9 protein-coding genes, 1 rRNA gene and 2 pseudogenes are annotated in these 11,760 nt (G+C 56.0%); 5 read left to right on the forward strand and 7 right to left on the reverse strand.

Annotated features, from left to right (window positions below):
- Positions 1-46: 46 nt before the first annotated feature.
- From rrf to tnpC, 4 genes and pseudogenes are all read left to right on the forward strand, one after another.
- A 5S ribosomal RNA gene (gene rrf / locus G403_RS0120455) occupies positions 47-162 on the forward strand.
- Between the two features lie 204 nt (positions 163-366).
- On the forward strand, positions 367-732 hold the full coding sequence (gene tnpA, locus G403_RS0120460) for an IS66-like element accessory protein TnpA (RefSeq protein ID WP_036232924.1): 366 nt from the start codon (positions 367-369) through the stop codon (positions 730-732).
- A 61-nt stretch (positions 733-793) separates the two neighbouring features.
- Positions 794-1,063, forward strand: a pseudogene (tnpB, locus tag G403_RS24140) (IS66 family insertion sequence element accessory protein TnpB); the annotation flags it as partial.
- 97 nt (positions 1,064-1,160) lie between these two features.
- A pseudogene (tnpC, locus tag G403_RS0120470) lies at positions 1,161-2,765 on the forward strand (IS66 family transposase).
- A gap of 520 nt (positions 2,766-3,285) precedes the next feature.
- Here the strand turns inward: tnpC and mobA are convergent.
- Positions 3,286-3,861, reverse strand: a complete 576-nt coding sequence (mobA, locus tag G403_RS24145; protein WP_051299364.1) for a molybdenum cofactor guanylyltransferase — start codon at positions 3,859-3,861, stop codon at positions 3,286-3,288.
- A 297-nt stretch (positions 3,862-4,158) separates the two neighbouring features.
- Between mobA and G403_RS0120485 the strand changes: the two genes are divergently transcribed.
- Positions 4,159-4,350 (forward strand): hypothetical protein, encoded by a 192-nt coding sequence (locus tag G403_RS0120485; protein ID WP_027855624.1) that lies wholly within the window; start codon positions 4,159-4,161, stop codon positions 4,348-4,350.
- A 163-nt stretch (positions 4,351-4,513) separates the two neighbouring features.
- Here G403_RS0120485 and G403_RS0120490 read toward each other — a convergent pair whose 3' ends face one another.
- From G403_RS0120490 to G403_RS0120515, 6 genes are all read right to left on the reverse strand, one after another.
- On the reverse strand, positions 4,514-5,650 hold the full coding sequence (locus G403_RS0120490) for a cytochrome-c peroxidase (protein ID WP_027855625.1): 1,137 nt from the start codon (positions 5,648-5,650) through the stop codon (positions 4,514-4,516).
- Positions 5,651-5,821: 171 nt separating this feature from the next.
- A complete protein-coding gene (ahpF, locus tag G403_RS0120495; protein WP_027855626.1) occupies positions 5,822-7,393 on the reverse strand; it encodes an alkyl hydroperoxide reductase subunit F in 1,572 nt (523 codons plus the stop codon).
- 82 nt (positions 7,394-7,475) lie between these two features.
- Positions 7,476-8,042, reverse strand: coding sequence for an alkyl hydroperoxide reductase subunit C (gene ahpC, locus G403_RS0120500; protein WP_027855627.1), 567 nt, complete (start codon positions 8,040-8,042; stop codon positions 7,476-7,478).
- A gap of 102 nt (positions 8,043-8,144) precedes the next feature.
- Positions 8,145-10,298, reverse strand: coding sequence for a phosphate acetyltransferase (pta, locus tag G403_RS0120505; protein WP_027855628.1), 2,154 nt, complete (start codon positions 10,296-10,298; stop codon positions 8,145-8,147).
- 79 nt (positions 10,299-10,377) lie between these two features.
- Positions 10,378-11,250 (reverse strand): ChaN family lipoprotein, encoded by an 873-nt coding sequence (locus tag G403_RS0120510; RefSeq protein ID WP_027855629.1) that lies wholly within the window; start codon positions 11,248-11,250, stop codon positions 10,378-10,380.
- A 28-nt stretch (positions 11,251-11,278) separates the two neighbouring features.
- A complete protein-coding gene (locus G403_RS0120515) occupies positions 11,279-11,605 on the reverse strand; it encodes a hypothetical protein (protein ID WP_027855630.1) in 327 nt (108 codons plus the stop codon).
- Between the last annotated feature and the right edge of the window lie 155 nt (positions 11,606-11,760).

Raw genomic sequence — 11,760 nt, forward strand, 5'->3', positions numbered from 1 at the left:
TCTTCTAGAGAGTCTTTCAGAGCCAGTTTTGTTAAAACCAGTTATGCCTGGTGACAATAGAGACGTGGAACCACCTGATCCCATGCCGAACTCAGTCGTGAAACGCGTCATCGCCGATGGTAGTGTGGGGCTTCCCCATGTGAGAGTAGGTCATCGCCAGGCACCTAATATTAAAGAACCCCGGTACCGCAAGGTATCGGGGTTTTTTAATGTTTGGAGCGAGGATCTGCTGTGCACTACCTGGCCCATGTGAGCACGCGTGTACCGAAGGTACGGCGGGGAGGCGTAACCGTCCGCCGAACCCATCTTGAGCTACCGGTCATCCACTGGCGATAGTGTCCACCTATTTTTAAGTGGACACCTGTTATGACCCTGCCAAGCGTATCAAAAGCCCCCAAGAAGCGTCGTCGCTTTACCGCCGAGTTCAAAGCCCGGATTGTGGCTGACTGCCTGCAACCAAACGCTTCGGTCGCCGGCATCGCTCTGCAGCATGACCTCAATGCCAACCTGGTTCATAAGTGGATCCGCGCTGCTCGGCTGCAACAGTCGGAGCCGGTACCACCTGCTTTTTTGTCTGTTCCCTTGCAGGCTCCTTCAGCACTACGCTCATCAATGGATATCGGCGACAGTATCCGTATCGAGATCCCTCGTACCAACGGTAGCCTCGTCGTGAACTGGCCCCTGGCTGACGTCGAACGCTGTTTGCGCTGGTTGCAGGATCTGCTGCGATGATCCGTATAGATGAGATCTGGTTGGCGACTGAACCCATGGATATGCGAGCGGGGCCGATACCGCTCTGGCACGGGTGATTAATGTGTTCGGCGAGGCTCGCCCACACTGCGCTTACCTGTTTGCCAACAAGCGCGGTAATCGGATGAAGGTGCTGATCCATGATGGGCTGGGAATCTGGCTTTGCGCACGTCGCCTCCATCAAGGCAAGTTCCACTGGGCTGAGATCTGGCGGGGTAGCCAGATCGTGCTGACGTCCGAGCAACTTCAGGCACTGGTACAAGGGCTGCCCTGGCGACAGCTGAGTGCCGCCGGTGTGATTACGCAGGTCTGATCTAATGTCTGATGGGTGATGATCACAAGACCGCTTAGCCTGCCATTAGCCAATCAGGGTATCCCCACACGGGTCTAATAACAGCATACTGTTATGCATGAGTTCATCCCCTGATCTGACCCAACTGACACCCGAACAGCTGCGCCAGTTAGCCGCCGATCTGATCACGCGTGCCGAGCAGCAGGATCAGGTGATCCAAGCACAGGGTCAAGCGCTTCAACAGCGGGACCAGGTCATCCAGGCGCGCGATCAAAGTATCCAGCAGCGAGACCTGAAGATCGGGCAGCTCACGCATGAGGTCGCCCTGTTGAAGCGGCACAAGTACGGCCAGCGCAGTGAGCATCTCAACGTGCTTCAGATCAGCCTGCTGGACGAGGTTGTGGATGCCGATATCGCTGGGATCGAGACTGAGCTTGAGCAGCTGAAAACCCCAGAGGCCATACCCTCCGAAAAACGTCAGCCCAAGCGCTTACCCTTACCGCCAGAGCTGCCTCGTACCGAGATCCATCATGAGCCGGATAACACCGCGTGTGCCTGTGGTTGTCAGCTCACGCGTATCGGTGAAGACGTCAGCGAGAGACTCGACTACACACCCGGCGTGTTCACCGTTGAACGCCACATACGGGGCAAGTGGGTCTGCGATCATTGTGAGACGCTCACCCAGGCGCCTGTGGCCGCACAGGTCATCGACAAGGGTATCCCGACGAGCGGCCTGCTGGCCCAGGTGCTAATCGCCAAGTACGCCGACCATCTGCCGCTGTACCGCCAGGAACAGATCTTCGCCCGGGCCGGTGTGCCGATCGCCCGCTCCACACTGGCGGAATGGGTCTGCATCTGCGGGGTACAGCTGCAGTCACTGGTCGACGCTCTGCGTGAAACGTTGCTGAGCGAACCTGTTCTGCATGCCGACGAGACGCCGGTGCCGATGTTGTCACCCGGCAAGAAGAAAACCCATAAAGCCTACATCTGGGCCTATGCCAGCACCCCGTTCTCTGACCTGAACGCGGTGATCTACCACTTCACTCCCGGACGGAGCGGACAGCACGCCCGAGATATGTTCGGAGAGTGGAGCGGCAAGCTGGTCTGCGATGACTACAGCGGATATAAGGCCAGCTTCGCCCAAGGGGTTATCGAGATCGGCTGTATGGCGCATGCCCGTCGCAAGTTCGTGGAACTGGAGGTCAGCGGTAAAAGTCAGATCGCCGGCCAGGCCGTCGAATACATCCGCTAACTCTATGAGATCGAGCGTGAACTGGCACCGCTCTCAAGTGAGGCGCGGCACGAGATCCGACAAAGCCGATCCAAACCGATAGTGGACGGACTCCATCAATGGATGCAGGCGCAACGCACGAAAGTGCCGGACGGCACGGCCACGGCCAAAGCGCTGGACTACAGCCTTAAACGCTGGGCGGCGCTGGCGCGTTACCTGGAGGATGGGGCGGTGCCGATCGACAATAACCGGGTGGAGAACCTGATCCGACCCTGGGCACTAGGCCGGAAAAACTGGCTGTTCTCTGGATCCTTGCGCAGTGGCCAGCGGGCGGCAAACGTAATGAGCCTGATCCAGTCAGCAAAACTGAATGGACATGAGCCTTATGCGTATCTAAAAGACGTACTGATGCGACTGCCCACGCAAAAAGCCAGCGCGATCGATGAACTGCTGCCGCAGCACTGGTCGCCTTGCAGCGGAAAGGATCATTAGACGATGGGGAGTTCCGCTGCGTCCTTGCAGCCTCCGACACATCCTTGAAAGGTGACAGAGGCTCTCATCCTGAGAGCATCGGCAGTCCTTGCCCTCTGTCAGCCACTACCCTACGGGTGCTGGTGTTCAGTTGCACGGACCGATCCGGTGTGAGTTGAGTTAGATCAATAAATAAATAAACAACGTCTGACCTTGGCAAGAGGTGATAGGCGGACGGTTACCGCTAGAAACGTAATCTACGGATTAACGTCGGTCTGCCGTGGCAGTTGGAAACAGTCAGGCGGGGAATACAGACAAAGGAAAAATGACAAGGAGGGGCCTGGACACATCCGTGAAGCAGGCCCCTGTGGGCTTCCTTGCCAACCTCACGTCATTCCTTGATGTGAGGGAGGGGTTAGCTCTCCAGCTATTCATCACGCGTCCTTGCGTCCCTCAAGGCCTATACTCCAGATTTTGAGGCGGAGTTCCTATAGGAAAAACTCCTAGATTTTGCGATGTGATTGATAAAAATTGACTTGCGTCAATGAGGACCATCCGACTTGTTGAGTCGGTTGATATTGAACTCTGCGTCATTGGTGATATCGATCGCCTGTGTCTCCGGATAGCTTGCCAACGCTTTCATCACTCTTTGGCTGTGGGTTATAGCCAGATGTTGTTGGAGAAACTCAGCGAAACCGCGAGGTAGATAAGCGTGAAGAGGATGGTCGTGGTCGGGCGCTCGCAGATAAATCCAGGCCGTTGGGGTTTGCTCAGCGTGTTCTATGAGCTGCATGACGTGGCTCGCTGTTACGCCGGGAGTGTCGCAAGGGAGAATAATCGTACCTTGATCAGGCAGTCGGGGTAGCAGTTCTGATAGAGCTTGCAACGGGCCTGGGAAGTCTGTGCTGAGGTCTTGTATGACAGGGAGTCCATATTGGCTGTAGCCTGCCAGGTTGCGATTGCTGTTTATGAACACTGTTGTGCAATGTGGCTTGAGGGCCTCAAGTGCATACTCGACAAGCGGTTTTCCCTTGTATAAAGCAAGGCCTTTGTCCTGGCCTCCCATGCGACGGCTCCGCCCACCAGCCAGTACAAGACCTGTATACGTTTTCTTCATCAATCACTCTTTCTTGGGACAGTCCGTTCCGTATATTCAGGCCTAAGAGTCAAGGTCGTACAGAATAGCTGTGTATTTCTTCAGTATGCCCAAAGCATGTATCTAGAGTATTGGTATCAATGAGTTAAGGGTCAACATGGAGGAGTGATCTAAACGTAGATTATTGCAGCCATTGATGTAGTTGATAATGGTTGAATTTAACTCAACATTGGGTGGAGAAAAGGTCGTTTGATGACCGGGCCATAAGCCACTATTCTGGGGTCATCAAAACGAAGCAAATCCCATGAGGTGAACAAAATGGTTGAAGAAAATCTTACTACTGTAGAAATCGCTCGTCGTAATGGCTGTGAAGACATTCGTGTTCTGGCTGAAATCGAACGTGCCGAATATATCTCTGAGCTCCTGCACTCCGGGTTCAGCTGGATTTCACGTAAGATTTCAAGTATTGCTCACGATATCAGCGCGCTGTTCCAACGCCACGCTCACTGAGCTGGGAACTGAGCAAATCCCCTGGGCTGGGGAGAACGATAACAAAGCCCACTTCTCGCTTATCCCCTACGCTTCGAGCGTATCTTAAAGTTTGAAACTCCCTGATTTTTGACCGAGCCAGAGGGCCTGGTTGGCCCTCTGGATTTCGGTTAGTGGACACAGATTACTTGTCCAATAGATGTTCATAGCGCTGGTCCGTCAGCGTCTTCATAAATGCGACCAGGGCATCGACGCGGCGGTTGTCCAAAGCCGGGGCTGATGTAAGTTCTTGCTCGGAGAGATTTCTGTCTACCTCTGGAGAAGACCAGGGCTGGCCTGTTTCCGGATTGATGGCGCGGGCCGGATTGCGGCTATTGTAGTGGTCATAGAACAGAACGACGGTGCGCAGGTCAGAGAAAACCCCGTTATGCATGTAGGGCGCTGTGACCGCTACGTTGCGTAGTGTGGGTACCTTGAATTTACCGCCCTGTGCCTCATCCTGAACGCTCTCATTGGCTGCGAGACCGAGGTCCTGTGCGCGCTCCAGATCAGGGTTCCGGGGGACGCCGATGTTGTGGTAGCTGTAATCGGTGAACGTTTCAGTCGGGCTGATCGGTGACTGACGTAATTGGTGGCACTGGTTGCAGTTGGTGAACTGCTGGGAGAAGAAAAGCGTCCTGCCCAGTTCTTCCTCGGTTGTCATCTCGTACTCGCCGCGCAGGTAACGGTCGTACTTGGAATCAAAGGGTGAAAAAAACTCCGTTTCTTCAAATGCTTGAATGCTTGTTCCCATGGCTTCATAAGCGCGGTCCACATTCTCCAGAATCCGAGTATCGAATAGTCGGGTGAAGCTTTCGCGGTAATAGTCGCTTTCCCGCAGCCTGTCGACAACCGCCTGCTTACTGGGCATGCCCATTTCGGCAGGATTCAACGGTGGACCCAGGGCTTGTTGAGCAAGATTACTTGCGCGTCCGTCATGGAATTGGCCGCCAACATAGCGCCCCTCTTTATCACGGTGAAAATCCGGTGAAAAGGAAGCGTAACTGGCTGTCGGTGCATTTCGCCCACCATGCGAGGTTCCGTCATCGCCAATGGAGTCCGCGGTGTGGGCCGGATCCACAAAACCGCTTGCAGGATCATGACAACTGGCGCACGACTGCGTGCGGTTTTTTGACAGGTTTACGTCGAAGTAAAGTCGTTGACCGAGTTCTGCCAACGTCTGCGCAGTCTGTAGGCCAGTGCTTTGCTCCTGGCTTTGGCATCCCGATAGCACGGCTATCAACAGGCTTGCTATGCCGTAACGGATAAAGGTCAATTTCATAAACCGCCCTCGGTCGCGGCGCATTCAACGAATAACCGCATTAATGGTCTTGATATTATAAATGATACACATTATCACTCGCATTGGAAGGGCGGCTGGGTTTTATCAGGCAGTAAAAAAGAAACCGGGGCGCTCTGCCCCGGTATCATCGAAGGGTTGGTGAGTGGTATATCAGGCGGCCGCTTCGTCTTTCGCCGGTACCGACTCGCGAATCAGGTAGTCGAAGGCGCCGAGTGATGCGGTTGCGCCTGCCCCCATGGCAATGATGATCTGCTTGAACGGCACGGTTGTCACATCACCCGCCGCGAAGACGCCCGGCATGGACGTGTCACCCTTGGCGCCAATCTCGATCTCGCCAAACTTTGACAGTTCCAGGTCGCCCTTGAGCCATTCGCTGTTCGGCACCAGGCCGATCTGGACGAAGATACCGGCCACGTCGAGATCATGGGATTCGCCACTGGCGCGATCGGTATAGGTCAGACCGGTGACACGCTCGCCATCGCCATTTACCTGGGTGGTCGCTGCCTGTTTGATGATCTTGATATTCGGCAGTGACTCCGCCTTGCGTACCAGCACATCGTCGGCACGCAGGGTGTCGCCAAACTCAAGTACGGTCACATTTTTAACGATACCGGCCAGATCGATAGCTGCCTCAATACCGGAGTTACCGCCACCGATTACTGCCACGCTCTTGCCCTTGAACAGTGGACCGTCGCAGTGCGGGCAGTAGGCTACACCCTTGCCGCTGTACTCCTTCTCACCGGGGACGTTCATCTGTCTCCAGCGGGCGCCGGTGGCCAGGACGACCGCGCGGCTTCTCAGAGTGGCGCCACTTTCCAGGTCTACTTCAACTTGGCCTTCTCGGCGCAGTTTGGATGCCTTCTGCTCGGTGATGATATCCACGTCGTAGTCACGGACATGCTCCTCAAGACTGGCGACCAGCTTGGGGCCTTCGGTGTACTTGGTGGAGATGAAGTTCTCGATCCCCACGGTGTCCATGACCTGGCCACCGAAACGTTCGGCAACGATTCCAGTGCGGATGCCTTTACGGGCAGCGTAAATTGCGGCCGCGGCACCGGCCGGGCCACCACCGACGACCAGCAGGTCGTAGGGTTCCTTCTCGGACAATTCAGCTGTCTTGCGCTCGGCGGCGCCGTCATCCACCTTGTTCAGGATCTCCGGCAGGCTCATGCGGCCCTGGCCGAACGCTTCACCGTTCAGGTAGACGCTGGGCACCGCCATGATGTTGCGTTGGTTGACCTCATCCTGGAACAGTGCGCCGTCGATCATGGTGTGGGTGATCTTCGGGTTCAGTGTCGCCATAAGGTTCAGCGCCTGAACTACGTCTGGGCAGTTCTGGCAGGAGAGCGAGATATAGGTCTCGAAATGCAGCTCCTTATCCAGTGCCTTGATCTGTTGGATCTGGTCGTCAGCTACTTTCGGTGGGTAGCCACCGTTTTGCAACAGGGCCAATACCAAAGAGGTGAACTCGTGGCCCATCGGAATCCCGGCGAAATGAACGCGAGGGATCTCACCCAAAGGGGCGATTGCCATGCTCGGCTTGCGTGCGTCGTTGCCCTCTTCGTTCAGGGAAATCTTGTCGGACAACGGTGCGATTTCCCGCGCCAGTGTACGCAGCTCTTCGCCCTTGTCCGAGTTGTCTGCAGACAGGGTTATCTCAATCGGAGTAACCAGCGCCTGCAGGTAGGTGTTCAGTTGCTGTTTCAGGTTTGCATCCAACATGAGCCTGTCCTGCATTGAATTCGAGAAAAATTCGGGGAGGGCTGCACCCCGGTGAGTGGGGGCAGCCCTGAGAGAGCCGGTCTTAGATCTTGCCGACCAGGTCCAGAGAGGGCGCCAGCGTCGCTTCGCCCTCTTTCCACTTCGCCGGGCAGACTTCACCCGGGTGAGCGGCAACGTACTGAGCGGCCTTAATCTTGCGCAGCAGGCTCTCAGCCTCGCGGCCGATACCTTCGGCAGTCACTTCAGCAGCCTGGATAATGCCGTCAGGATCGACAATGAAGGTGGCGCGGTCGGCAAGGCCCTGGCCCTCACGCAGAACATCGAAGTTAGTGGTTACAGTCCAGTTTGGGTCACCGATCATGGTGTACTTGATTTTTCCGATGGTCTCAGACGCGTCGTGCCACGCTTTATGGACGAAATGGGTATCGGTGGAAACCGAGTACACCTCAACGCCGAGCTTTTGAAGCTCTTCGTAGTGGTCGGCGATGTCACCCAGTTCAGTCGGGCAAACAAACGTGAAGTCTGCCGGGTAGAAGAAAAATACTGACCATTTGCCTTTGAGGTCGGTGTCGCTGACTTCGATAAATTCACCGTTTTTGAAAGCGGTGGCGGTGAACGGCTTGATTGGTGTGTTAATCGCTTGAGCCATGTTGTTACTCCTCTTGGTTTCAAATCGTTTCGACAGAAACTAAGGTACTATCGGCTCTTAAATATTTAAAATTGATTAATTAAAGCCATACGATTGTTTTTGTTAATGGATCTGGGAGCCCCGGGTTGCCGCGGATTGAATCGCGGTCAAAGCGATAGTGAATACGATATCTTCGACCAACGCGCCACGGGATAGGTCGTTCACAGGTTTTCGCATTCCTTGCAGCATCGGGCCAATGCTGACCACCTCAGCGCTGCGCTGAACCGCTTTATAGGTCGTGTTACCGGTATTTAGGTCGGGGAATATGAAAACCGTCGCCCGTCCGGCAACCGGGCTGTCCGGTGCTTTGCTTCGCGCGACGCTTTCCATAATCGCGGCGTCATACTGCAATGGACCATCGATCAGCAGGTCTGGTCGTTTTTTCTGTGCCAGCCGAGTCGCGGTTCGTACCTTATCCACATCGGCGCCCTGGCCAGACTGCCCGGTGCTGTAGCTGATCATGGCGACACGTGGCTCGATACCAAAGGCGGTGGCGGAATCCGCACTTTGAATGGCAATATCGGCCAGCTCTTCAGCGCTGGGGTCCGGGTTGATGGCGCAGTCACCGTACACCAGTACCTGGTCCGGTAGCAGCATGAAAAAGATGGATGACACCAACTGAGTATCCGGTGCTGTGCGGATCAACTGCAGCGGCGGTCGGATGGTGTTGGCGGTGGTATGTACCGCACCGCTAACCAGTCCGTCGACTTCGTCTCGCTCCAGCATCAGCGTGCCAAGCATCACGTTATCCTGCAGTTCGTCCAGCGCTTTCAGCTCGGTCATCCCTTTATGAGCACGCAGCTCCACCAGCCGTGCAACGTAATGGGCCCGTGCCTGCTCGGGATCGATAATCGTTACCGTATCAGGCAACCTGATGCCCTGATTCACGGCGATCCGGTTGATCTCCTCGGGGTTGCCCAGCAGGACACAGCGTGCTATGCCTCGCTCGGCACATATTGCGGCAGCTTGCACAGTACGCGGTTCGTCACCTTCCGGCAGAACGATGGTGGCATTGGCGGCGCGAGAGCGGATCAGAAGCTGGTAGCGGAAAGCCGCGGGTGACAAGTGGACTTCAGACGAACATTCGCGCAGAGACTCCAGCCAGTCCGGGTCGATATGACGGGCGGTAAACTCTTTGACCCGAGCAATACGCCTTGCATCATCCACCGGTATTTCCAACGTGTAGCGCGGGATATTGAGTGCCGTTTGCCAGCTGTCTGTTTCTACGCTGACGATGGGCAGCCCCGCTTCCAGTGCCTTACTGCCCAGCTTCATCACCTCGGATGATGGGATAAAGCCACCGGTAAGCACCAGGCCCGCCAGCTCGACCCCGTTGCTGGCGGCAAGGCACGCGGCCAGCACAATATCTTCCCGGTCCCCTGGCGTGATGATCAGGGTGCCGGCCTTAAAGCGGGTGGCCGCGTTGGGCAGGGTTTGCGCACATAAGGTGATACTGTTAACCCGTCGCTGGCGTATCTCGCCCGCATTAAGGATGCGGGCGCCCAAATAGTCGGTTAAATCGCTTAAACGCGGTGCGACGATGGCGCCATCCCAGGGAATTGCGCCCAACAGCCGGAAACCGGGATTAAACATCTTTGATTGTTCGCGGATTTGTGCCGGTGTCAGGCTGCGCGTCTGAATGTCAGTTTCCGCCATGTCAGGGCGTGGGTTGCCCTCCCGGTCCAGTGGGGCATCCAGCTTATTCATGATGCAGCCCAGCACCCGGCTATCCGCAACACCACCGTAAAAGCGTGCCACGATATCAATATGGTCCTCGATAGCATCCACGGTATCGAGGCCCGGGGACGCGACCAGGACGACCTCGGCGTCGAGTGACTTGGCAACTTCACGGTTCAGGGTGTTGGCGTAGGGCTGGGTCATGGTGGATACCAGACCCTCGATGACGACGACGTCCGGCGCGTCTTTGCAGCTGGCCTGAAATCGCTCGATGACCTGCTCAAGCAGTTGGTCCTGCTTGCCGGTACTTACAAGGTGCTCTGCCTCGCGCATCGGAATCGGCTCGGCGATGGTAAACGCACAGCTTGAACGCAGAATCGAGACACTGCGATCCTCGGACTCTCCGTTACGCGTTTGAGCGATCGGTTTGAAGAAGCCCACACGGACTCCCTGTTGCTCCAGAGCGTGGACCAGCCCGAGCGCTATAGTGGTCAAGCCGCTACCCAGTCCGGCCGGTGCAATCATGATCGTGTGTGGCATAGTGGTCCCGTCACCCTGTTAACCGTTTGTGCATTGCACAAAATATACGCCGGTTGTGTTGCGGATGCGAGTCAGCCTGTCAATTGGCGTCGCGCTGGAAGCGAGCGCAGTAGTCCGGGGCTTCTAGAGGTTGGGTAAACAGGATCAGATCTGCTGAATCGAGGTTGCCAAAGCTGACCGGCTGATAGGCGGCAGGGTCGTTGATATTGGGCTCAGCACTGATCAGCAGCAGGGTTATATGAGGCGTCGTATCAAGCCAGCGCGGAACACCCAGATCCTTGCGGGCATGGATGGAACCGGTCAGCAACAGGTTAACTCGCCCCGGCTCCGTGTTATCGCGCAGGGCGCTGGCCAGCTGCTGATCTCTTGCCAGCTGGACCTGTCGCATCGGCTCCAGTTGTTGGCGTGGCATCTGTCGGCAATGGCTGTCGAACAGCAGATCCAGCATATAGTCGGCATGGGCCGGTTCCAGCTCACCGTCAGGAGCCCCTTGCTGATAGGCGCGTTTTATCCCCGTTGGGTTGAGGTCTGCACCGATGATACGGGGAGCATATTGAAAGGCGGCCATTAATGGCTCTTGATAGAGCGCCCACGGCCAGCCATCAGACCATTCCAGATTCTCCGGTGTGCGCAGTTCGGGTGTGCGTTTCGCGTTATCCAAAAGTGGCTGTTGTGATCTGTTTGCCATTTCCAGGGCAACATTGCCCAGTCGGTTTTCGGTGCCGAGTAAACGGATTAGGTCGGCCTGGATACGATGATGATCCGGGTTGTCATGCTGCTCGCCGATCAGAAGCCAGCCACCATTGGGCATCCAGTCCTGGAGCAGGGCCTGCTCACTGATAAAGTGCCGCATCTTGGGAGACCAGATTTTTCCGGTCAGCGGGTGAGCCGCCATGGCTGTGCCGGCTAAGCTTAGCCACAGGCCGGTCAGGCAGAGGAGCAGGATACGCATCATTCCATCCCTGTTATTGGCGATGTGTTTAAGTGGGTTTATTCGATTTTACGTCCAGATAGTCCCGCTGGATGACTGTTTCCAGCGCATTGGTTGCTGTTACCAACTCCTCAAAGGTTTCGCGGCATTGCCGAAGCTGGCGAATCTGATCCTGGCTGGGGCCGCTATCACTGCAGACCGATGCGATATCGAGCAGTTCCCTCACGTAAGCTGCGCGAGCATGGGCGACCATGGTTAGCAGGGGCTGTAGGTCTTCCAGTGCGAGCTCAGGAAACTGGGGGTTGATGATATCGCGATTGATTTCACGACGGGTCTTTTCGAGTTCCAGCAGCAAGCGATTGTTGTTAATTGGCATATCCATCTCCTGGCAACGAGGGGGCGGGTGTTCAGGCGGTATTGGGCCTTCAGCGATTCCTTAGTTAAAGATTAGACCGAAAGCGCCCCTGCGCGGAAGGGGCAACGCCGTGGCAGATGACGCTAACGTGCCTAAATGGCATACTCCGCGCACAA

Origin of the sequence: Marinobacterium litorale DSM 23545 (assembly GCF_000428985.1) — a bacterium.
Taxonomy (GTDB): Bacteria; Pseudomonadota; Gammaproteobacteria; order Pseudomonadales; family Balneatricaceae; genus Marinobacterium_D; species Marinobacterium_D litorale.

Bases quoted from the DNA above. Each gene is read 5' to 3' on its own strand.
- tnpA (WP_036232924.1), top strand. From the start codon at position 367: ATGACCCTGCCAAGCGTATCAAAAGCCCCCAAGAAGCGTCGTCGCTTT.
- mobA (WP_051299364.1), bottom strand. From the start codon at position 3,861: ATGAAGAAAACGTATACAGGTCTTGTACTGGCTGGTGGGCGGAGCCGT.
- G403_RS0120485 (WP_027855624.1), top strand. From the start codon at position 4,159: ATGGTTGAAGAAAATCTTACTACTGTAGAAATCGCTCGTCGTAATGGC.
- G403_RS0120490 (WP_027855625.1), bottom strand. From the start codon at position 5,650: ATGAAATTGACCTTTATCCGTTACGGCATAGCAAGCCTGTTGATAGCC.
- ahpF (WP_027855626.1), bottom strand. From the start codon at position 7,393: ATGTTGGATGCAAACCTGAAACAGCAACTGAACACCTACCTGCAGGCG.
- ahpC (WP_027855627.1), bottom strand. From the start codon at position 8,042: ATGGCTCAAGCGATTAACACACCAATCAAGCCGTTCACCGCCACCGCT.
- pta (WP_027855628.1), bottom strand. From the start codon at position 10,298: ATGCCACACACGATCATGATTGCACCGGCCGGACTGGGTAGCGGCTTG.
- G403_RS0120510 (WP_027855629.1), bottom strand. From the start codon at position 11,250: ATGCGTATCCTGCTCCTCTGCCTGACCGGCCTGTGGCTAAGCTTAGCC.
- G403_RS0120515 (WP_027855630.1), bottom strand. From the start codon at position 11,605: ATGCCAATTAACAACAATCGCTTGCTGCTGGAACTCGAAAAGACCCGT.